Below are 23,311 nucleotides of genomic sequence, written 5' to 3'. Positions count from 1 at the left end.
TAGCAGTACCAGTAATCCTTTCATAATTAATCGTGTTTTATTCCATCAAATAAATTGCCCGATGGCAAAGGGGCATTACTTTTTTGAAACCAATCCAAATATTGATTAGTAATTTTTTGCAGGTTACTGTTTTCGCCAGGGTAGAACAACTCTTGTGTAACATGATTAAATATTTGTGTGGCAGATGGGTGATCTGACCACTCTTGAAAACCAGCATGGGCAGGCGACGTTGCATCCTGCAAGGTGTGTAGGCCTATAGCAAATTGATAATATGCTTCGACGATTTTTCCTTCTGCTTTTAATTTCTTAGCCAATGCAAATTGTTTCCGTACAAAAGCATCTGCTTCACTCTTAGCTTGAGCAACAGTTTGACTTTTATTTCGCATGGCATGTCGATAAGAATTATCACCAGTTTGGAACGGATCGCTATCTGCATATTCTGTTCCTGCATTTAACTCATCCAGTTCTGTCGTCAATTCTGGATCGTTAGAATTATTTATACCTCTATACAATCCTACTCTATTCGCATGTTGATGAACATGAAATCCGTATTTAGATGACCAAGTTGGCCCTTTAGGCTCCTCTGAATTATCATCAGGTTCTTTATCTGACAATTGTGCTTTTAAGTCTTTAAACTTTGCGATGACATCATCACCAGTATACATTGTCCCCCGCGCTGTTTCTACAACCGCCATGCCATCAGGATCAATATTTCTAATGGGGTTATTCTTCCCGTAATTATAAGGCGACCACCGTCTATTAATTTCGGCTAATGGATCAACACTTGTCCACCGGGCAATTACCGGATCATAGAACCTCGCCCCGTAATCGTACTCTGTTAGCTCCTCCTGAATCTCCTTCTGATTGTAAAGGTACTTATTTCCCGCGTTTACCTGCCGTTCGACGTTCAAACCAAACGGATAATAATCCGCTTCACCACGCTTCACAATACTGCCGCTGCCCGTATCAAACATCACCCTGTTATTGCCCAAATGATCCGTTAAGGTATACTCATAATTGCTAAAGTTGCCGCTGCTGCTGATCGCTCTACCTTCTGAGGTTTTTACAAAATCGAGTGTGTTGTTATTGTACTGGATACCGTCTACATAGTCGGTTGTCGTCCCTGTTGTGGCGCTTACTTTCCTCAGCTTCCTGCCCGTTGCATCGTAGGTATACGTAATATTGCTTGTACCGCTGATCGTTTCCGGAAGGTTCAGGAAGTTATAACCGATCGACAGATTCTTCGATTGGCCGGCCATCGTCGTTGCTTCCGCATTCTTGTTTCCGTTCAGATCATAGCCAAATGTGCCAGCTTTGTACCCGCTAACTTCCATCAGCCTGTTGCCAATGTAGGCAGGATAGTTGATCGTCCCCTTACCCTGGCGTGTCAGCGACAGCATATTTCCATTTAAGTCATAGCTGATTCCCGTTTCACTGTAACCGGCACTCGAATTGCCGCCGGTCAAGCGGTTCATCGCGTCATAACTGTAGGTTACATACTGGCTGCCACTGATAGGCGCCGTATATTCCTGCTCGGAGATGTTTCCGTTGTACTGCGCCGCCGCACCATGTGCCGGGTTACCATAGCGCAACTGCTCGCTGAACAGCGGTGAACTGGAAGCATTCAGCCAACCCCGTTCATTGTAACTGTAAGTGATCGTCTGCTGATTGTTATGCAAACCTTTGTGCCATAACTGCCCGATGTCATTGTATTCCAACTGTGAAACCAGCACATTTTCCCCGGTCGCCCCTGTCTGCTGGAAGCTCTGTTTCAGACGGCCCATGTGGTCGTACTTATTCTGCGTGGTGATAGCCAGGCCCGCCACCGAACTGCTGCTATGCGTACGGGTCGTCTGGGTTAGCTGGCCGGTAATCTTATTATATACACTCACATACCTATCGGCTCCGCCTACATTATTCTGTACCACACTCTCCCGTAACCTTCCTTCTTCATTGTAGAAATTCACCGTCCACAGCATCACCCCCGTTTGCAGGTTGCGCACCTTGCTACCTGTTAGCAGACCCGTCGTCCGGCTGCTGATCTCCGTTGCCGTAGATGAATACGGCTTACCAGGAAAACTGTAGTCATCGTAGTAATTTACCGTGTACAGCTTGTTCCAGCTTCCCGGCCAGCTCTCCTGCGTATAGCCTTCCGTACTGTTATCCCGGCTCTCGAAATTCTTTTCCTGATTTACAAGCGCTGCGGCAATCACATCGGCCGTCCGAGCATCGGATACCTCACCGCTCTGGATCACCCGGCCCTGTCCGTCGTATTTGATAAAGGTATATTTCTGAGATGCTGCCTGCACCGCATCCTGGGTGGCAACTACCTGGTCCAACGCATTATATACCAGGCTCTCCCAGCCCTTACCCGGTAGCTTCTTTCTAACTAACCGGTTCCGGCCGTCATATCGGTAACCATACATTAATGACGTGAACTCCGTCGTATTCTCATCAAAAGCAGCAACCGTTACTTTTGGTGGAATCACAAAAACCAGGTTATCCAAATCATCGTATACATAATAAGTGCTCGCATAAGTAGAGCCGTCAACCTGAACCTTTTTTAAGATCACTTTTCCCTGCATATCCTTATATTCGATCGATTCATGCTGATTTTCATCGATCGTCCGTGTTTTATAAAGTGTAGCTGCGGTATATTGCCCGCTCACTGCGGCCCCATTTCCCGATACCATCCATTTGTTTACTTCTCCTGCCGTGTTTCCTTCATAGGCCTGCTGTACCGCATGATTCTGTCCGATCTGCCACAATGCCCCCGGAGCCCCCTGCTTCAATACCCGGTTCAGCGGAGAAGCCTCAAACTGCGTTTCTGCATATGCTCCCGATACTGGCGAAACACCTGCGGTTGGCGTATTATAATAAGCTTGCTGTAAACTAACAGCCGAAGACTTAAAGCTACCATCGTTACTTCCACTAGCATACGGCAGGTATTTCAAAACTTCGCGACCGTACTGGTCATATGCAGCCGGTGTTACAACATCCCGGCTGGCGTCGGCATTCCCTTTCACCCGGACCGTTTGAATGAGCCTGCCCAGCCCGTCCAGGTATTGCACAGATTGCATTACCTCGCAAACACTTTTTGATGGCAATTGCGAAGCCACCGTAATTTCCGTTTGAGGCACCCAGGTTACAATCCGGTTCATATTCGTACTCACACTGGAAGCAAGCGGCACGCAGTTGGCTACCAGTGGAACAATGCGTGCCGAAAACGTAAAACCATTGGTGCTAAAGCCCGGAGATAGCGTGATACTCCTGCCGGCCGTTACATCCAGGTTACCCGACAAGCCACTTGAAGCGCTTTTGTCATAAGCATCGGCCGTAAACTGGGCCAAACTATTCTTGGAGATTGCCAGTAAACAACCAGCAATCTGAAACGTGATAAGGATCTTTCTCATATTAAGGAATCTGGTAACCTGCGCCTGGAGTTAAAGAATAATAGTAGGAACTGACCATGTTGCCGTTCGGATCGTTCTGCTGGATCAAAGCCTGGGATTGTAACACAGTGGAATAGCCGTTACAACCGACCGTATATGAAGTAGTTCCACTTCCTCCATACTGCTGAATTTTATTATAGCTGACATTCAGATTAGAAACACTGATCGGTTGACTACAGGCAGCATCCGAATAAAAACTGACCACAACGTCAACCCGCGTCCAGCGTAAATTAGACGATTCATTCTCATAAGATATACGCGCATAGATAGTTCCCGGCGGCGGGGTGACTGGCGGTACACTGAAGCAATCAGTTTGCTGACCGGCATAGTCATAACAGATCTGCTTGAGGATATTCTGATTCTGGTCCCTGACTGTCCGCAACCGCTGAAAGCCGTCGTACTCATAATACGTCACCTGGTTCTTGGCATCCGACATACTGGTCATGCCAACCAGCGGTTCATACGTATAGGTCGTCATTTGGGCACCGGCCGGATACAACCGCAGATCGTCGAACCACACGGTTCCCGGATCGTTATTGTCAATACGCAGGTTCAGTCCCGTAATTCCGGCGGGAACATCAAACTCCTTTTCCATAAACACCCATTTCCCCGTCGTATAATTGTCAACATTGTCCACCATCGCCCACTGATCTCCGTTCATGCCCGGATTCCGCATAAATAAGAATATCTGCGTGCTTGGACCCGTACTATAAACCCAGCCCGAATACTTGAACCGGCGACTCACGCTGCTTTGTCCGATCTCTATCCATCTATTGGACACCACTGTTTTCTCCTGTCCGGCAACAGAATTCGTATTGACCAGTTTGCCGGCATATTTACCTGTGTGAACATGTGTGTTATCCAGTGATACTCCCGTAAAATCCGATTGCTCCTCGAAATTAAAATGCATGATTTCATTGGCTGCCGCATTAGCCGCTTCGGCAACCGGATAGCTGTCTTTATAACCCCATAAATAACTCAATGGAGCACCGTTTAATTTCGAGACGCTCAGAACGTTACCCGTAGATGAATAGCCGAGGTATTTAATTCTTGGTTCTGCTATGCTTCCGTTTGAAAAATTAACGAGCTGCGGAAATATTGACTTATTATTGCTATTCCAACTAGCATAATCGGTTTTTGCTGTTTTTAATATTTGTCCATTTTTATATTGGTCTTCTTGAACCACTTTCGTCCAATCATGGTATACATTGACCATATTTGAATATGGTTGTTGCCCGGCGAAATCATGAGGGTATTTATAAACAGTCGTGTAAATCTCATTCCTGCTATTTTTAACAGAAAACGAAGTCGGTTGAAGATGTGTCTGGTTTAAATATTGATAGGTAGTATACTCATTTATTTCTTGCCCTGATGCAGTAAATTCTGTAGTTATTACACTATCCAGTAACCGGATATCTTCAAACCCCGATGTGTTATCATATTCAAACTCATGGATGTATGAATCTAAATCAGTATAATTATTGGGGTAAAGCCATATACCGTTCCCCTCGTGAATATAGTCCTTTGTCCTAGCCACTTGGATGCCCGTATTAAATGAAGCAGCATGATATGTTGTATATTTATTTTTAACCCGCTTGCCGATTACATAATCACCATTGGTGGGTACAAAACGATAAGTCTCCAAAGAAGACAACAGAGGAGAAAACGTCCCATGGTCATATTGTGCCGCGGTTAAATACTGCGGTTTACTTAACGCTTCTCCCAAGATTCCGTATGGCGTCGGTGGCTCATATTCATAAACATTTTTACCGATACTGTTCGATTTATCTCCGAAATACTCGGTTACCCGTGTATAAATACATGACGCTCCATTAGACTGACCGAGTGAATATAAAGAGTTAGCAATTAGTATTTTTTTTGTCGAATTGTCTAAAAAACTATAGCGCTGCTCCATTATAGTTCCCGGGAAGGATGTGCCCTCAACTATATGAGTTACTGGCTGCTCGTAATAAAATTGATATTTATCAATATCCTGAGCAACGATACTGTTATATTCGTAGCTTTTTTTTGAAGCTACATTATTATTTTCGTCATACATGGTGATTTTATCCACCTTGAGGCCACCAATAGCATTTGGATAGGTCGTTGGATACCGGTAGTAATTTCCAGAACTCAAACCGTTTGGAGAAAATTCAAATGCTACACGCCCTCCGGTTGGATAACGGATTTCCCTTATGTTGTAAGCCTGCAGTGTTGCTGGATTGGAGTTTCTGCTGCCACCGTAAATATTAACTTGCGATCCCTGAAGAAATGACATATATTCTGATGGGAACGCGCTGTTGCCACCATTATAGTAACCCCAATAGTCTTCGCCGAAACCGAAGCGTCCCGTCGTGTTTCCGATGGATGAATCATAAGCATTGTAAAAGGGTATCGTCATACTTTCATTGTAATAAAACGAGTATTGCAACGGAGCTTCTAACGTCGATCCATAAATATTTACTTTATTTAATTTTAGGCGGCTATCCACTCGATTGGGTGTCGAATTATTACCAAAATAAGATTGCTCCAAAACAATCTTCTGTAGTGTTTTTCGGGTGCTTTTGTCAACAATTAGAATATTGTTGAGTCTTTTACCCCCAGCATCCAGCCGATCGTCCAAATATTTTAAAATAACAACTGCGTTTGATGTAACGATACTGTCAAGTTGTAACGGACTATGTGTGACAACCTTCATATTGTTCTTTACATCCGTGTAATTCTCGCTGTTCGGAGCATTGTTGTTTGTTGTTATCCATCTTTTTCCACTGACAATTGTCGGCGAAACATTCATCTCATGGATTGTCTTTCCCTGGGAATAAAAAAAATCTATTTTACTTCCACCGTCCGATGAAGTGATGGTTTTTAGCCGCCAGCCAGTTATATAACCGTCCGAATATTCGCAGCTTGAAAAATCGTATGTCTTTCCACTTTCGTCAATTATTTGGTATATGGTGTTTGGAGATGTACCGGAAGAAGAAATACTTAAGGGCGCATAAGGGATGGTTCTAACTGCGTTACTTAAAAAATCATATCTGAAAATGCCTGTGTGCCCGTCGAAGTTATAACTATACCTGTCCGACTGCATTTCGTACTGTCCAACGTACATTCCATCCAACTGATCTTTCAAATTGAGCTTAGCAGACACCGTCGTCGCAGCAGAAAGCATATTCCAAATTTCGTCCTTAGTCTTAAACGGAGAGGCTACATTCACCGCCGGACGGTCATCAGGATTACCTAAAATCGTTCGGCTGATCATTCCGCCTGCATTAAGCACCCAACCTAAGCCTACTTCGCTAGCAAAGTCCTTTACTTTAATTCCCCCTGCGTGGAATGACAATGAAATTGGTAATGTCAGGCTTCCGGATTTAAGCGTATATATCGGTATTTCAATCTTTGGAACCCCAGTACTGTGATCTACGGGGACTTCAGCGTATCTTGCTAACAACGCTCCGTCGGGCGTCGGCGGTATGATTTGAGGCGTTAACGTATTCGTTTGCGCAAATGAATAAGTATGTACCAATAAATAAACTAACCCGCACCAAATAAATTTTGGTAGCCGCAACGGACATTTTCCCATAATCTTTATTCTTTAAATTCAGGCGGCAATAGTAAAAACCCCCACTGCAAATAGATGGCAGTGAGTAATATTTTTGAAAATATTTTTAAGGATTGGGTTATCCTACCCAGTAAGTTTGAGGGCCATACTTCACTCTATTGATCGGCACCGGGTATTTTTCTGCGAGAGACTACTTTTGGCACAAAAAGCTTCCGGCAATCTGGTGATACTGCTCAACTTCTCCGCGGAAGACTTATGCTTGAATGGAATATTCGACCTGATGTCAGCATCATTGGCCAGTAAATAACCGATGAAGTGATGTCCGTACCGGAAGGGGCATCGGCTGAAGCCGAAACAGTCACCTGGTGGCCTGGCAAAATCAAACCTCCCAGCAGATATGAATTGACACTGATCGACCAATACGCAGACGACGATGGAATATATAGGTAAAAGTTAATATCAGTTCCGTTCTTATAAACCTTCAGATTTGAAAACCCCAGTCCATTCCCGCCTTCCGTAATTTGGTTGACAGACAATCCGCCGCGATTGGCTGCATAAAAAGTAGTTTACCGATATAATCAAAGCCCCAACTTCCGCCGAGGACCTCGATCTTAAGCTTTTGACAATTGGCGCTATTACCTTCATCATAACTCAGGGTTCCCACGTAGGCATAATTTACCGGCCAGACATTCGGACCGCTAACAATATCTGTCTGGGCTTTCCCGCTAAAGGAGATAAAGCATACAAACACTAAAATGAGCGGCAGAACTCGAAGTAAAGACGAGGATTTGCGATGACGTATCATAATTGAACTATTGAAATTTTCGTAAAATTTAGAACCTTATACGCAACCTGTTTGCAGTCTTCAAATTGGTTAACAAGCGGTTGTGCTAGTATATAAATGATGGGGAAACGGCGATTTCTGACAGTCAAATACCTACTGCTTATCAATCTTTTTTTCCAAATCTGACAACCTCTTTTCAGCATCCCTTTTCCAAACCTGGTCAGAATTTCGCTGATCCTTCAATTCCTTAATTTCCTGCTCTTTTTCTATCAGGTACAGCGCAAGCTCCTCAATCTTTTTCAGGAGCACCGCATTCATTGCCCCCAGATCAATTCCTTCAGCGCTTATATTACCGGCGGAAGGAACCTCCGGCAAATGCTTATTCTTCAAAATATAAGACTGCAAATCTTCCAGCGGTAATTTTTTGTAGTCGTCCCCAAAGACATAATCCGGCCAGTTCTCTACCTCTACCTTAACCTCTCTGGCGCGAATCCGCCCGTTAACCGACAGCTTTTCTTTCGGCACTGAGGTGCCGATCCCCACATTCCCAAGTCCCGTAATAGTAAAATCATCAGAATAAAAGCCCCTGGAATCACCTGGAACAACCTGCACATAATCCATAGATGCATCAGTAATTCCACCTATAAAACCCACGCCCCTTATTTCCAGGTTTTCTATATTATCGGGTATTGAAAACGGAATACTGAACACTTGCCAGGTATCCGGATTGGCGAACATATTAGGCGTGATATACAGATGACCGTACATAGCACCTCCAAGGCTGCTTACTATATCAATTGTGAACAAATAATCCGGCGAACTATTTGACTGCACCTTTAGCCGGACATTCAGCACATAACTGCCGCCTTTCAGATGCGCATATGGTCCGAACCAAAACGTATTGGTACCTGCCCCGGACAGCCTTTTAAAAGCTGAACCGCCACTGGCCGTTACATCTGAAATCACAGAAGTGCCGGGCCCGGGCGCCAGCACGTTTTCTTCAAACTGGTAGCTACTTACCTGCGCCCTTGCCGGGCAACTCAAAAACACCAAAAAATTAACAGCAGCGATTATCATCGCAAAAGCCCGGATTGGTAACTCATAACCCAATCCGGCGTGCCTCCTATTTTTTTTCATTTACACTGTTTTTCAGTCTGGATAAATCTTTTTCAAGCTCAATAACATATAAGGTCAACTCTTCTATTTTCTTCAGTAACCGGGCATTCATATCCCCCAGATCGATCCCTTTATCCTTAACTTCTGCTTCGGATGGAATCTCCGGCAGATGTCCGTTTTCATGAATATATCGCTCCACATCGGCAAGTTTCCTTCTTTCATAATCCTCTGCAAATACATCATCGCTCCAGCCTGTCATATCCACACGGACAACCTGGCTGTGAATAGTGCCCTTTACATCCAGCTTGTTTAAAGGATTGCGTTCCCCGATCCCGACATTGCCGTTTACTCCTGAAATAACCAGTGCATCCGGATCAATCTGGGCTCCAACACCATTATACACCTGGAAGTGCAAATTTTTATCAGTCCCGCCATTATTAATCTGGAAAGCACTTCCATTCGGATCAAAGATCGCTCCCCCAACCGCCTCCCGGTTAAAAGAAATCGTACCAAAATAATCATGACCGTCCCCCGGTTCGAAACTCAGGCCCGAACTTATCCCACGTATGGTAAACTTTGATCCAGGCGCCTGCGTAGCTAAGCCCAGGTTTCCGCTGCGCGTAATAAACAAGCCGGTGTTGCCGCCAAAGGAAGAAGTCGGTTGAAACGCCCAGGTTCCCGAGTTTGCCAACGCTCCCCATGACCACCAGCCAACTGTTCCTGTGGGATCCGAGTATCCCAGCAAGTTCAATCCGGGCTTACTGGGGCCGACCGGGTGAAATTGCGTCAAACGGTCAAAGCCTCCATAGCTGCGCGAAATATGCAAGGAGGCGTCCGAATTTCCGGAATGTTCCCCGATTGCCAGGCCCCCGCCACTTAGCTGCAACAGCGAATTATTTGCCGGCGTCGTCGTTCCAATCCCTACGGCGCCACTTGGAGGAAACCAATTAGTTTGCGCCAATAAGCAGTTGCAGAAAAAACAGGCAAGTAACAGTAAAATTAGTTTTTGCATAATTTTTAAATTTAGTAACACGCTATTAGTGAATTACTGACACAGTCCATTTGACTCCCCGCAGATCGTATCACTTTACAGCTTGATAATTCAAAACGCAAACTTACCTGTCCCTACTGCCACTAACTGGCAGTGAGCAAAACCTAGCTCGTTAAAACATACGCCATTAGCCGTACATCAATCCTTCAGTCAGGCGTGCCAGCTCGGCGGACTTGCCGCCTTCTTAAACCCTGGAAAAGCAACCTTCCTCGCTATAGTAATAGCTCTTCCTGCGCTTACAATAACAAATCGGTGCATCCAGCTACCGCATGATATCCAAATAATGATAAAGTGTTCTTTCGATAAATTCAGCTTTTTTGCAAATGCAGGCGGCGTACCTGTCGTCCTGGAGTTAATCAGAAAGTCGGTCGTCCCCAATTTTCTTATAAAATTATATAGCATAAAATCCGTGAACATATATGCGCATACCAGTAGGATCCGCTGAAATAATCATGAGCTGTATCCGGCCCCTGGCACTCACCTGATCTTGTAAGCGAAAAATTAACTCCCGGAATTCAGACCAAAAGCACAGGCCGGCGAGAGTCAACGCAAGAATATTATTAATACTACCACGATATCAATGTCCATTTAATGAAGCTATTATTGGGCCTTACTGGCCAGTTCCCTCAGGCGAATTTCCACTGATGCCTTCCAGGATTCCGTTTCCTCGTCCTTTTGTTTTAAAGCAACTTTTAACCCACTCAACTCCTTGTCCTTTTCGATCAGATAAAGCGTCAATTCCTCGATCTTTTTCAAGAGCCTGGAATTCATATCTCCCAAACTTAGTCCATCCCGTTCCACCTCTCCGGCAGATGGAATCTCCGGTAAGTGCCTGTTGGTATTGATGTATTCAGCCAATTCGGTAAGCGATAACCTGGCGTGATCCGGTTCGAAAACATAATCAGGCCAGTTAACGCTTTCAACCTTAATTTCCCGCGCCCGGATACTTCCGTTTACCGAAAGCTTCTCCCTGGGAGAGTCCGTCCCGATGCCGACAAAACCAGTAGTTCCGTACATCCAAATGCCGCTGGCTGAATAATCAATGCCTCCCGTCACACCGATCTTTGTAAAATCACCCTTACTCAAATCGTATCCTTTACCGATCAGAAGCGTTGACGGCCAACCGCCCCCGGGCGCGTCGACCCGAAAAGAACCCGTACCTGTAAAATCGCCGGCTGACTTAATCGAACCGTTGACGTGCAATCGCGCACTTGGGGTATTCATCCCAATTCCCACATTTCCGCTGCTGCCATATAACCAGATGCCCGAAGCAGAATAATCAGGACCGCCGGCAACGCCAATCCTGGTATAATCTCCCTGGCTCAGATCATAGCCTTTGCCGATAATCCAGCTAGAGCCCCATGACCCCGTTGTGACACGGAAGGCGCTTCCGTCAATCCTGCTGACAACATCTCCCGACAATTTTATATTCCCGTTCACCTCAAGCTTCTCGCCCGGCACCGTCGTCCCGATACCCGTATTTCCATCCGGGGGAAAAACATTCGTCTGAGCCATTACTTTCAGTGAAAGCAGGCAATCGAAAACCAGAAAAAATGAAATAATCTTATTCATTGGATTTACTATTTTACGTCCGAACCACTGGTTCTGCTGATCAATGAATTAATCTGTTCTTGCTGCTTTTCCAGCAGAAGACCCTGCCCCTTAATCTCCTTATCCTTCTCAATAAGATATAAGGTTAGCTCTTCAATCTTTTTAAGCAAGATTTTATTCAGTTGCCCCAGATCAATCCCATCTTTTATCACCTCCTTTTCATCCGGCACATCAGGCAAATGTTTATTAGCCCGAACATAATCACCGAGCGATTGCAACGAAGGAAGTTTATACCCCGGATCAAATACATAATCCGCCCAGTTAAGCAAATCCACTTTCACCGATTTGGCATGAATGCCCCCATTAACCTGCAGCCGGTAAGCCGGATCCACCACGTCCGTCCCGATATTCATGACCGCCACATCATGGTATTCGGCCAGATTTGGCTCAAAATCTTCAATATTATTTAAAACATCTTGGTTAATATACTGCCCGTTTGACCAGTAATTTACACTGGTCAGTGACAGTGCAGTCGAATTTGCCCAGCCAGCAAACTGGTAGCCCCAGTTCTGGTGGGCGAGAGCATAAGGCACGTCCAGAGCAAGATATTTAGTCCCGTTATACAAACAAGTCTTCAATTTCCAGGGCGCATCACCCGAAACAGACTGCACGCTGCCATAGGTACCATTATATGCGGAACTCGTGCTGACATAAGCTATATTCGTCCTGTTAAAGGCTCCCGGAGTTCCCCGGAATGCCGTGACCGTTCCTACAGCATTGTTAAAAGTTATAAGCGAGCCATTATACACCTCATGAAGCAAAATCAATGTCCTGGTAAAATCAGCTCCTCCGTTATTGCCAATATTAATAACCTTATAACCAGCCGGGCCCGTGACCGACTGGCAAAAAGCAAAACCCGCCCATAAACAGGCGATCATAAACAAGACGATTCGTTTCATTTATTTTAATTATTACCTCGACCATTGTTTAGCCTAAAACTCAGTCAAGCAGATGTCGCATTATTTATAATTGAAAGCAACACTATTTGCTTCTTCAGCGATTCCTTACCCGTTTTTAGAAGCTCATTTCTTACGGAACAATTCAAGTTCATTGCGAAGGTCTTCGATTTCTTTTGATTGGCGATCGGAACGAGCTTTCATTCCATCGATATCCTTGCTACTCTGGATGAGATAAAGAGTCAGCTCTTCAATTTTCTTCAGCAATCGGGCATTCATATCCCCTAAATCAATGCCATCTTTTTCTACCACTTCTGCGGAAGGTATACCCGGAAGATGACCGTTTTTGCCAATAAACTTTTCGACTGCCGCCAATCCGTCCAGTTTATGTGACGGATCAAAAACATAATCCGGCCAGTTTGCCGTTTCCACTTTAACTTCCTGGGCACGAATCCGTCCGTTAACCGATAATTTTTCCCTGGGGGTTGCCGTACCGATTCCAACGTTACCGTTATCAATAGCCCGGATCGCCAGATTGGCTCCATCAGCCGTATACGGATTACCGACGTATAAATTCCAGTCATTTGTCATGGGAAGAAATTTAGTCACGGTCAAGTCGTTTCCTGATGCATTCAATGGAATCCAGTTAGTATTCACATTGACCGAGCGAACCTTAATATACACAAACATGTCCTGAGTGGCTACTCCCGAATTATTGATCGCTCTGACCCTGAAACGTGGAACTCCGTACTGCGTATTACAGTCAATTGTAAATGTGGCATTTCCAGGGCTCATATAGCCATTATTATTTATCCTGCCGACTTCCCGCCATAATGCCGGGTTATAATGCGAAATACTTGCAAGGTGAGTTGCTGCCGCTGCTACATTTCCTCGTGTATAAGCAATTGATATTTCATAATATCCTCCGGCATTAGCACTTACCGGCGCAACCTGTAGAAACTCGACATAATCTCCAACCTGGAAATTTGCCGGAAAGGTTACACTCCCAGTGTAGAAATCAGCAGTCTGACCGAAAAGCTGTATAGGGAAAAGAATAGCTATCAAAGCCACTTTTAGAATTAGTTTCATGTTTAGTTCCTTATAAGAGCCAAACATAAAAGCCCACACTGCCATCAGATGGCAGTGCCCAACATCTGTAGATTTAAATTCAAAGACATTAAGCACTTTTTGCTAAACAACAATCAGCGCTTTACCTCCGATCCCTTTTCCAAAACATCCAGCCGGTTTTTTAGAGATGAGATAGTATTCTTTAGCTCTGTTTCCTGCTGCACCCGCGCGTTTTCCTGCTCAATCAGGTACCGCGTTAGTTCCTCAATTTTTTTTAACAATCTGGTATTCATATCTCCCAGGTTCAATCCCTCCTTCGCTATTTGTTTTGCTGAAGGAATATCAGGTAAATGGTGATTCTGCTTCACAAAGGATTTAATTTCGTCCAGACTCATCAATTTATAGCCCGGTTCAAATACATAATCCGGCACCGGAACATTCAAATCTACCTTTACTTCACTGGCATGCACGGTACCCCGGACAGCCAGTCTGGCATCTGGCGACAATGTTCCAACGCCGACACTTCCGGCAAAATAATTAGAGGAGCCGTTGAAATAAGTATTTGTTGCGATCGTGGCGCCATAGGAATTCACATAGCTGTCTACAGCTGTTTTATAGGTATAGTTAGAGCCACTGCTTTCAACAAATGGAAGGCTATTTTGAACGCCATCATAAACAACCGGATCCACCGGATAATTGGAATGAAAAAAATATGTCGTTCCGCCACCCCTTAACCAGATAACGACACACGTCGAGCCATTTGAATAACTAACGTCCTTCCATCCGGCAATAAAGTCAACATTAGAGCGATCATACCCGTTAAATCTCTGCATAATATCAGCATTGATAAAATTGGCGCCGTTTCCCCAGTTATTCACATGAAATTCAAAAGCAGCTATCAACGCTCCCCGCCAGAAAGTGTTTGTATGAGTTTGAGCCCCTCCAATGTTCAGGCTGGTAGCCTGGTCGCTAAAAAAGCCACCATCCTTCTGACCTCACCCCGTTAAATTGAGCAGTTTAAAGTAGAGTTTCGGGGCATAATTTTCAAGCCAACAGAACAATAATCTCTTAAATCACGAACAATTTCACATGAATCGCATGTGAAAATTGGACAGGTGACAAAGGCACCTCTAGAGTTATTAATAATTTTCACCTTTAAGTCCGTTCTTTCCATTAAGCATGAAGAACCTGACAAACTTAAAATGCCTAGCATAAATTTTTTAAGATTATTGATGCCCCCAATTTGACCATTTTTTAAATCCATTTCTTATAGCATTTAAAATATCATTTCAATTCTGCGGTAAGTATTAGGTTAGAGTAATATGTTGGATAGTTAAAATTACCAAGTCTTGAATTCTTGCCGTAAAAGTCATGTACTAATGTAGTTGCTTCCAATTCATAAGTTTGACGGTCATGTTCATAACTACTTCCTACGAAAGTTAAATTTAAAGTTTTAACAATGGTCAGATATTTTGTACCTGTAACAAGTTTCGCTAGAAAGGCAGTAGGTTTTTATAATAGCAATTAATTCGCAAAAACTCCTGGAATTTCTTTTCCAAGAATATGTCCCCCGAAGAGAATAATATAGATATTGATACTTATGAAAAACAAGAAGAAGGGCAGTATAACCAACATCCATATTTTGACATACTTATTTAATTTATAGCATTTTGAAAACATATTATTATAGTCGCCAATACTTCTTCGGAAAAAGGCGAGATATGTAAATAAAAAAATTAAAAGAATAATAGCGCCCCAAAAAAAACAAGAGTGTTTGATGTTATTTATAGTTATCGCAGAAAGCATACCACTGACCGTTAAGAATCTTTCCAAGTAAATGAGGAAAGAACCAACAATAAAAAACAACAACAAAGTCATATACATAAAGGTCCTTAAAATTGGACTGTCATTTTTATCATTGTAGGCATTATACATACGATAATATATATATTCAAAAAATATCATTAACTTTTAAATTACTTCCAACTATATATTACACCGCCGTCTAAAGATAAATTTATATTATCTGACACGCTTTTACCATTGTACAGGTATGAGGCCCCTTCTAATAAAAGTGCACCACCTCCAACAATTAAACCAGCACCAGGAATTATAGAAAGCCCTGTAATAGCTGCTTGATAAACCTGACCAGCATTTATTTGTTTATTAGCGACTGCATCAATCAGTATTGTGCCTCCCGCTACCCATGGAGCAATTCTCGCCGCGCCAGTTGCTGTTTTTGATACAAGCCCTAATAATTTAGTACTTGCTCTTGTTGTTAAACTTCCAATAAATACCGTAGTCCGTGCTAGATTATAACCTTCTGATATAGCATAAGTTGTGTTTTTATTTACAAAGTTTCTAGCTAAGTCAGCTGCTAAAAATCCCATATCTTTCCAGTTTTTAGATAAAAATGACTCTCCTTCCGGACCACCGTTTCCGGCCTTATCCACTTGTACAACGTTAACCATCGCGCTATTTCCTTTAATGCTAGTCGCGTTACCACTATTATCCCGATACCAAAGTGCAGATGTTGCATACCCTGAGCCATCATATTTAATATTTGATCCTGTACTAATGTTATAATTTTGGACAGCTTGACTATAATTTACGGCCCAACCAGGTTGCCTGCCGTATAAACCATGATCCAACATGTATCCTGCTCCCCCGGTCAACGCATCCGCTCCCGATCCATAGTATTGAGCTCCAGTAGCGTCTGAAAAATAGCCGCCACTACCACCAGGATTGTTAGCTTCTCTAAGAGCTGCTTCCCATAAGGCTTGGGAAATATCTCCATTAGGATCGTTATATCCTATAGGATTATCATTGGCATATTGGTAAGGCGACCAATTTTCAGCTAAATCCGCTAACGGATCCACACCCGTCCACCTTCCTAGCGCCGCGTCATAGTTCCGGTAATAGGTTTGATAATAATCCGGCAAATCTGCGAAATCATTTTGCCATTCCGATCCCGCATTGTACAAATTCCGGTTCGGATCGGAAGGTGTCGAGCCACCCGGCATGATCAGACCAAAAGCATAATAACTATTTTCCTGCCGCACAACTGCAGCACCATTTTGTTCCTCAAAACTAACCCGCACATTCCCTTGTTGATCAGCAATCATGTACTCATTTTTCAAGCTTCCAGATACATTCCGCACCCGCCCTTCCGGAGTGGGAAAATAGGCCAACGTGCTGTTTTCATATACAAACCCATCCACGTAATCCGTTGTTTTCTGCAGCAGATTGTTATCATAGGTCTGTTTACGTAATAACACACCACCGGCATCATAGGCATAAGTCAGATAACGACCGACCCCTGTCGTCACGGTAATCTTCTGAGTACGGTTCAATTCATTAAACTCAAGCGATATCCCCTTTTTCGGATCTACCTGTAAATTCCCGTTTGCGTCATAACTATAGGCACCTGTCGATCCGGTGTTGTTTTTAAAACCGGAAGCACTGCTACCTGCGTCCGTTACGTTATAGAGTCCGTTCCCATCATAGCTATAGGATAGGTCGTCGATAGCAGTTACGTTGCTACCAATTTTCGCATTCCGCTGCAAGCCAAGTATGTTCCCGTTCTCATCGTAACTCATATTCTTTTCATCAAAGGCGCCTGCATTGCTCCAAGCACCGCCAACAGCCCGGTCGGCATAAATGGCATTTTTCAACCGATTTAGCTGATCATAATCGTAGCGATAACTGCGTTCCTGCGGATTGGGGGTCATCGATCCGATTGCCCGCCATTTTACCGCGGACAATTGCCCGTTGTACAACGAGGTGTTTCCGAGGCTGGCATCGGCCTGGTCATATAAGAGCTCCATTCCAAACACATCATTGGTGTCATCATTCCGGCTATCAACTGTTAAACTGCTGTTGTTAATACTTGTAAGCTGACCGCGGACATTGTAACGATAATCCACTGCCTGCAAATAATTGGTAGCAATTTTTGCGGTAAAAATTGAGCCTGCTGCCGCATAAAAACCCGGCTTCAGTACGATGCTGTTACTGGCCACACTGTTTCGTTGACTGGAAGCGTTCACACTTTCGGCGGAACCCAGCTCCAGATTGGCAACTATTGATGCAGAACTTAATTGGTTCAGATTCCGCTTCACCAATTGCCCAAGCTCATTATATTCATATGCTGCCAGACGCAGCGGTGTCGATGAATTGTTGTAATTCTGATCAATAGCCAGCAGGCGGTTATAATGGTCATAGATATAGGAGGATAGCACCACAGTTGTACCACTACTGACCACCTTGGATACTTTTAGCTGAATGGTTTTTCCCACGAAATCTGGCACAAAGGTCTTCGAATCGTTCACCTGGGCATTTAACTGATTGTTCGTTAGTTGCTGAATCAGCCGGCCGTTTTTATCATAAAAAATTGCCGTGAACAGCCAGCTGTTGCCAAGGCTGGATCCAATAGTCCGCTTACGAATCATCGTCAGCATACCCCGCGTCTGAGCTGTAGCTACACTTTCACCCGCAAGACCTTGAGCCTGATACGCGTAGTCGGCAGTGCCATTGGCATCCAGGTCATAGTCTTCATAATAACTATATGCCAGTGGTTCAATGCCTGAAGTTGGAAAGCTGACATTTGTATAATAACCGTTTGAGACCCCGGAAGAACGTTCTTCGAAATAATTAGTACTGTAATCCTGCGAATTCACAAAAGACTGCATGGACGTTCGCGAGGTATAGCTCGCATTCGTGTAAATCCCCTGGCTAATCGCCCGGCCTTTTGTGTCGTATTTAATATAGTTCCATTTATTGGAAGACCTGAGATTTCCGTCCTGAATCAGAACGGGACGGTTCAAAGGATCATATATGATATAAATTGCCACTTTTCCGGGAATATATTTTTCGACCAAACGCCCCTTTTGATCATACTCATACCGAAAGATCATCTTATCCGTGCCCGCTTGCAGAAGGTTAAAATTCGAAGAAGCTTTCATGGCTGAGACAGCTTTTGGCTGTACCACATACCGGATCAATCCGGCATTGTTGTAAATATAATAGGTATCAAAGTAAGCTTGCAACACGCCGTTAACAGTTTCATTCGCTAATTGCCTTTTTAACACAATATGGCCGTCGATGTCAGTAAAGTTAAGCGTTTCTATCCCCTGTTCGTCCTTCACGTCTACGACCGAAAGCGCGCCTGCCGCATAATTTCCATCCATTGTTCCCGTAGGAGACCAATTTAAAACATTATCCGATGCAGTGTTTGACCGATAGGACACACTTTTATAATGCTGTCCGCTGGCCGTCTGAAAACCGGCGCCCACATTACCTTCTTTCATCAATCTCTGGAGGGGACTATTCTCAAACACCTGTTGTGAAAAAGGCGACTGGTCGTCAGCTACTTTATCTCCCGAGCCATTCGAATAAAAGGTATTTTGCTCAGTCACTGACGAAGCACGATAGTTGCCGCTGCCGTCTGCCGCGGAATAGGGAAGCAAATTTTTCGCCGGTCTTCCCATATTATCATAGGAATACGGCGTCACCATGTCCTTCAGCGTCGGACTTGCCTGGACATTGACCGTTTGGATAACTCTTCCCAGACCATCGAAATAATTTTTAGTCGTCCGTTTACTGGACTGAGGAAGACTGATTGCCTGGGCTTCGGTTAACACCCCGGGCACTTGGATCACGTCTTGCTGCACATAGCTTGGTGTTTGGGCCATAGCGGCAAACACTGTTGCATTAACCAAAAGAACAAGGAGGACAAAGCGCGCTGGTAAATAGTTTATCATGTCTGATGCGTATTTTAATTGCAGGTTCCTGCGTTCACTTCAAAATTTAAAAAAGTGGAATTGGAGAGGTTCATCGTGAAAGAATGTAGACCTTTCGTATAAGGCGTGCAACTGGCTACGGCGTCACCATGGGCATACAAACTTCCGTAGGTATCATCGCAATGCACCTTGACATCATATACCCCGAATGGAACTGTAACGATGCCCGCATCCAGGTCTGCTTTGTAAAAAGTATACAGCAGCGTCCCATTCTGATAAAATCTGACATAAGAAAATGTTCCAGTGGAAGTGTTGTTCGTATAAAGCAGGCGCACAGCTGGCGGAGGCGGAGGAGGTGGTGGATTTTCTACGTGCACGGTTACCGAAGTTGATTTTGAACCGTACCCTGCAACGGAAACAGTGTAGGTTACAGTGTAACTACCAACCGCTTGGAAAATATGACTTTGACCCGCATTAAGAGACGTCGAGGTGACCACAGTTCCATCACCAAAGTCCCAGGTCTCCGTAATACCTGTATATTGACATAAATTAAGATTATTGAATGGCGTGAAATTAGTGCTGCTACCGGCATAAATGTTTGGGGAAATTCCGAAGGCGGGATTTGTGAAAAGTTGGCCGGCAAAAGAACTTTGGTAACTTTTACGAAGTTTGATTTGCTTGTCCTGATCGTAAACCAACGTCGGGCGGCCGAAATTGTCATTAGAGAAATAATTGGCAACGCCGTTCGTATTGGTTTCGGAAATTTTAAAATTATTGGCACTATACGCATACGATGTCACTTCTGCATTTTCCGGGTAAAAGAACACATCATCGACTCCAATAGCCGTATTACTCTGGAATTTAGCGGTAAATCCATTTGAAATCAAGGTAACGGGAACCTTCAACTCGTAATATTTCCATTGCCCTGCCGCACTTACATAAGCCAGGTTGACGGCCGAAGACTGACCGGAAACATTATCTGTCAGGGAAAGTGTAATTGCTCCGGCGGCAACCGCATTAATCCAGCACGAAAAAATATAATTTTTACTGTTTACCGCGCGGTTAAGTGACTTGGAAAGCGTTGCTCCTGTTTCCAGCGACAAGGCAAACCCATTGCGACCTTGGGTATAATTATAAGGCGGGTTATCTTTAATAAACGAAGCCGGGAAAATCCAGTTGTCCGCGTCAAAACAACCCACTTCACTGATCCGTGCATTTGAAATAGCGGCAAGGAGATTATGCGTTTGATTTTTGGTAATAAATGTCGTTACCCGCTTGTTATTGTCATCCTGAGTTTGCAGATCTCCCCAGTAGTTATACGAGCTGTAATTTTCCTTCACATCGTATTGCGCATCGTATGCGAAAACATTCGAAACATTGGAAGCTGCCTGAAAATTGTCCAGGCCATCTGCCGAAGTTAGGCTTAATTGTTGCGCAGGCAAAATGTGAGTTTGCGACTGATCTGTGAAAAAACCGTATTTAGTCAACCTGGCAAGCACCGTTTTAAAAACCCCGGAACCTGCAGCTTTCACCTGAAGGTATTGTTCAACCGGCAAATTCATATTTCGTTGATTTAGCGTATACAGAGCTGAGGAGCTCGTAGCACCGGAACTGGTAAAATAATCCTTCGCGTAAGTAAAATTTTGTATTTCGGTGCGGCCATTACTTGTCGTTTCCTGCTGCGTCAGCAACAAGTGATTTGGACTGGTATAGCGATAAATGGTCGAAGTAAGCTGCGGCTGACTGACTGTTTCTGAGTCAAATACTTTGCTGGTAATCTGGCTGACAGCTTTAACTATGGAAGTTTTTATCGCATACTTTGAATAAGACTTGGCATAGTCATTATCCTCAAAGCGTAAACCGCTAATCACTATTGGAGTCCCTAAGAGCTGATAAGAATAGACGCTTTCACTCACTTCCTGTCCGGCTTCATTATAGCCGGTAATTTGCTTCAACTGTCCGCGTTCTACGTCGTAATTCAAATTTGGCGCAAATGGATATGCATAAGGTCTGTTCGATAAAACGCCAATCGAGCTACAATTCAATCTGCCCGCAAAAGTAAATGCTGGCGACCATTCGGCCGTGTTGTCCCAGTAGGTTCCGGTCGTATTGTATTCATATAGCGTATTACCGGCACCCAGCTGGCTTTCTCTTACGTGACTATAAACAATCGTATGATCCTCGTCAGACAGATCCTCCTCCGAGCGAACAACCGACGCGGCTTCATCTACGCTTGAATAAGGCCTGGAAAAAGCGAAAACCGGTAGCGACAGCGGTTTTCCACTAGTCAGTCCGGTAGCCGGATTGATGTAAGCGTAAGTTTTAACAATATTGTTTGCCGTTTGCATACCGTCATAGTCGGTTACTTTACTAACCCGAATCCCTCCGCCAGTGACCGCAGCGCCAGCGGCCACGTCGAAATAAGTATTGGGTTCGTACTCCAGCGTGGTGCTTCCGTTATCGAGATAACTGATTTGATTGAGTGTTCCCCATGCGACGCTCGCCGGGTTACACATCCTGTTAGAAGCACCAAGCTGAACCGTGTAATTCGGCCTCGAATAGGAATCGGTAACCAGCGCATATTTTGGCAGTGCCGGATTTGATGGGTTGGCAACCAGTGATGGCCTCAGATCACTGTTAGCCGTATTGTTGGCATAACCCCAATAGTCAATTGATTTCGACGAAGAGTCAGGCAGTAGAGTTGTGTACCGGTTGCTTGCAAAACTTTCTCCCAGGTAAGAAAAGTGGTAGTTAACAGGAGAATTGCATTGATCAGTACTAATATCACGCAAGAAATACCTGGAACCGACATTGGAATAGTTAAATAAATAGGCTGCTCCCGGCACGTAGATCCGGCTGATAAAAGAGCGGTAAGAAATCTCATTTAAATTATATTGAAAACTAACACCGGCTGAGCCCTCATAAATTCCCGCCGCATTTGCATTCGGGTTCGGGTTACTGATAGACATGCTGGTAACCCGTTTTGGGAGTGCATGATCTCTCAAAAAATAGATTACCTTCTTGTCCTGATTACCCGGTATGTAAAGCTCGAGCGGCGTGATATTGTCACGCTCATCGTCGTTATCATAATTCAAAATAATACGGTTACCATCCGCATCCGTTACGCTCGACAAATGCCAGGCGCTATTGAACCTCACGCCACCCTTATATTGATAATACTTCCTCTTAAAGTAAGCGATCGTCGATTCGTCAATCCAGTGCCCTAACCTTTCCGTTCCCAGCAGCGGAATAATGCCTTCCAGTTCGGTCACATCAAAGACGTATTTGATACCCTTATCATTGATAATTGTAAAGGAATTGATCAACCCGGCCACATCCGTCGTGTAAGTAATATTCAGGTCCCGCTGGGGTATAGTCCGCACAACATGATTTTTGTCAAAAACAAACTGGCAGGATAGTCCCGGCGCATCGATCGAAAACACGTCCGGTTCGGTATCTTTATTGTTTGCAAAATTTCCATTCAGATAATTGATGTCCGCCGTTTCATCCGGGCAGGTAGCGGTGTTACCGTCATTGGTGACCGAAAAATTTTCGATTGCCGAGCCTGTTGGATTATACAACCAGCCAGCCAGGTTATTGCCAAGGTTATCTTTTTGACAATCGTCCGGTAATCCCCTTAAATCTCTTCGTATTGCCCCGCCGACATTCAGCTGCCAGCCGATTCCCGCTTTCCCCTCTACATCTTTCACCTTTACCCCGGTAGCGCTGTAAACTACATTGACCGGAATAGACACGTTACCACTTGTTAGTTTATAAATAGGAATAACCACATTAGCCGTTCCTGTCAGCGGATTAACACTGACAATCTTGTTTTGGGCTTTCGCTTCAGCTAAGATGAATAACAAGAAAAATAACAAACACTTCGCGTAGATTTTTGACATACAGTCTGGCATATGATAAGAAATGATTTAATTCAAGAAAAGTCGATTCACCAACCTTTTTAATCGTTGCAATGCTACAAAGCCACACTGACATGTTTCGTCAGTGAAAAAAAAAGTTAAAGTTTTCCGGTTTA

The 23,311-nt window shown here is 44.2% G+C and carries 11 protein-coding genes; all 11 read right to left on the bottom strand.

Translation table 11 applies throughout. The features are described from left to right. Positions 1-26: 26 nt before the first annotated feature. Positions 27-3,413 carry a DUF6443 domain-containing protein gene (locus tag GS399_RS05300; RefSeq protein ID WP_160843559.1) on the bottom strand — a complete coding sequence of 1,129 codons (3,387 nt, stop codon included), beginning with the start codon at positions 3,411-3,413 and terminating at the stop codon, positions 27-29. A gap of 1 nt (position 3,414) precedes the next feature. After that, positions 3,415-6,975 (bottom strand): hypothetical protein, encoded by a 3,561-nt coding sequence (locus tag GS399_RS05295; RefSeq protein ID WP_160843558.1) that lies wholly within the window; start codon positions 6,973-6,975, stop codon positions 3,415-3,417. Positions 6,976-7,492: 517 nt separating this feature from the next. Next, positions 7,493-7,816, bottom strand: coding sequence for a hypothetical protein (locus GS399_RS05290; RefSeq protein ID WP_160843557.1), 324 nt, complete (start codon positions 7,814-7,816; stop codon positions 7,493-7,495). Positions 7,817-7,948: 132 nt separating this feature from the next. Beyond that, positions 7,949-8,932: a carbohydrate binding domain-containing protein gene (locus tag GS399_RS05285; protein WP_160843556.1), complete on the bottom strand. Its 984-nt coding sequence runs from the start codon at positions 8,930-8,932 to the stop codon at positions 7,949-7,951. Continuing rightward, positions 8,919-9,923, bottom strand: a complete 1,005-nt coding sequence (locus tag GS399_RS05280) for a hypothetical protein (RefSeq protein WP_160843555.1) — start codon at positions 9,921-9,923, stop codon at positions 8,919-8,921. The genes GS399_RS05285 and GS399_RS05280 overlap by 14 nt, the downstream gene beginning before the upstream one ends. Positions 9,924-10,562: 639 nt before the next feature. Continuing rightward, complete coding sequence (locus tag GS399_RS05275) at positions 10,563-11,534, bottom strand: hypothetical protein (RefSeq protein WP_160843554.1); 972 nt, start codon at positions 11,532-11,534, stop codon at positions 10,563-10,565. 8 nt (positions 11,535-11,542) lie between these two features. Continuing rightward, entirely contained in the window at positions 11,543-12,472 is a 930-nt protein-coding gene (locus GS399_RS05270; RefSeq protein ID WP_160843553.1) for a hypothetical protein, read from the bottom strand. Between the two features lie 123 nt (positions 12,473-12,595). After that, on the bottom strand, positions 12,596-13,558 hold the full coding sequence (locus tag GS399_RS05265; RefSeq protein WP_160843552.1) for a hypothetical protein: 963 nt from the start codon (positions 13,556-13,558) through the stop codon (positions 12,596-12,598). Between the two features lie 113 nt (positions 13,559-13,671). Continuing rightward, positions 13,672-14,370: a hypothetical protein gene (locus GS399_RS05260; protein WP_160843551.1), complete on the bottom strand. Its 699-nt coding sequence runs from the start codon at positions 14,368-14,370 to the stop codon at positions 13,672-13,674. 1,143 nt (positions 14,371-15,513) lie between these two features. Further along, positions 15,514-19,296 carry a DUF6443 domain-containing protein gene (locus GS399_RS05255; RefSeq protein WP_160843550.1) on the bottom strand — a complete coding sequence of 1,261 codons (3,783 nt, stop codon included), beginning with the start codon at positions 19,294-19,296 and terminating at the stop codon, positions 15,514-15,516. Positions 19,297-19,310: 14 nt separating this feature from the next. Further along, the gene (locus GS399_RS05250) at positions 19,311-23,177 is read right to left on the bottom strand and encodes a PKD domain-containing protein (protein WP_160843549.1); all 3,867 of its coding nucleotides are present in this window, start codon (positions 23,175-23,177) and stop codon (positions 19,311-19,313) included. Positions 23,178-23,311: the final 134 nt, after the last annotated feature.

Origin of the sequence: Hufsiella arboris (genome assembly GCF_009834875.1) — a bacterium.
GTDB lineage: Bacteria > Bacteroidota > Bacteroidia > Sphingobacteriales > Sphingobacteriaceae > Hufsiella_A > Hufsiella_A arboris.
Note: the sequence above shows the minus strand (reverse complement) of the source record. Positions and strands in the feature narration are given on the sequence as shown.

What these genes read in the sequence shown, in the direction of transcription:
- GS399_RS05300 (WP_160843559.1), bottom strand. Translation starts at nt 3,413, where the DNA reads ATGAGAAAGATCCTTATCACGTTTCAGATTGCTGGTTGTTTACTGGCA.
- GS399_RS05290 (WP_160843557.1), bottom strand. Translation starts at nt 7,816, where the DNA reads ATGATACGTCATCGCAAATCCTCGTCTTTACTTCGAGTTCTGCCGCTC.
- GS399_RS05285 (WP_160843556.1), bottom strand. Translation starts at nt 8,932, where the DNA reads ATGAAAAAAAATAGGAGGCACGCCGGATTGGGTTATGAGTTACCAATC.
- GS399_RS05280 (WP_160843555.1), bottom strand. Translation starts at nt 9,923, where the DNA reads ATGCAAAAACTAATTTTACTGTTACTTGCCTGTTTTTTCTGCAACTGC.
- GS399_RS05275 (WP_160843554.1), bottom strand. Translation starts at nt 11,534, where the DNA reads ATGAATAAGATTATTTCATTTTTTCTGGTTTTCGATTGCCTGCTTTCA.
- GS399_RS05270 (WP_160843553.1), bottom strand. Translation starts at nt 12,472, where the DNA reads ATGAAACGAATCGTCTTGTTTATGATCGCCTGTTTATGGGCGGGTTTT.
- GS399_RS05265 (WP_160843552.1), bottom strand. Translation starts at nt 13,558, where the DNA reads ATGAAACTAATTCTAAAAGTGGCTTTGATAGCTATTCTTTTCCCTATA.
- GS399_RS05260 (WP_160843551.1), bottom strand. Translation starts at nt 14,370, where the DNA reads ATGCAGAGATTTAACGGGTATGATCGCTCTAATGTTGACTTTATTGCC.
- GS399_RS05255 (WP_160843550.1), bottom strand. Translation starts at nt 19,296, where the DNA reads ATGATAAACTATTTACCAGCGCGCTTTGTCCTCCTTGTTCTTTTGGTT.
- GS399_RS05250 (WP_160843549.1), bottom strand. Translation starts at nt 23,177, where the DNA reads ATGTCAAAAATCTACGCGAAGTGTTTGTTATTTTTCTTGTTATTCATC.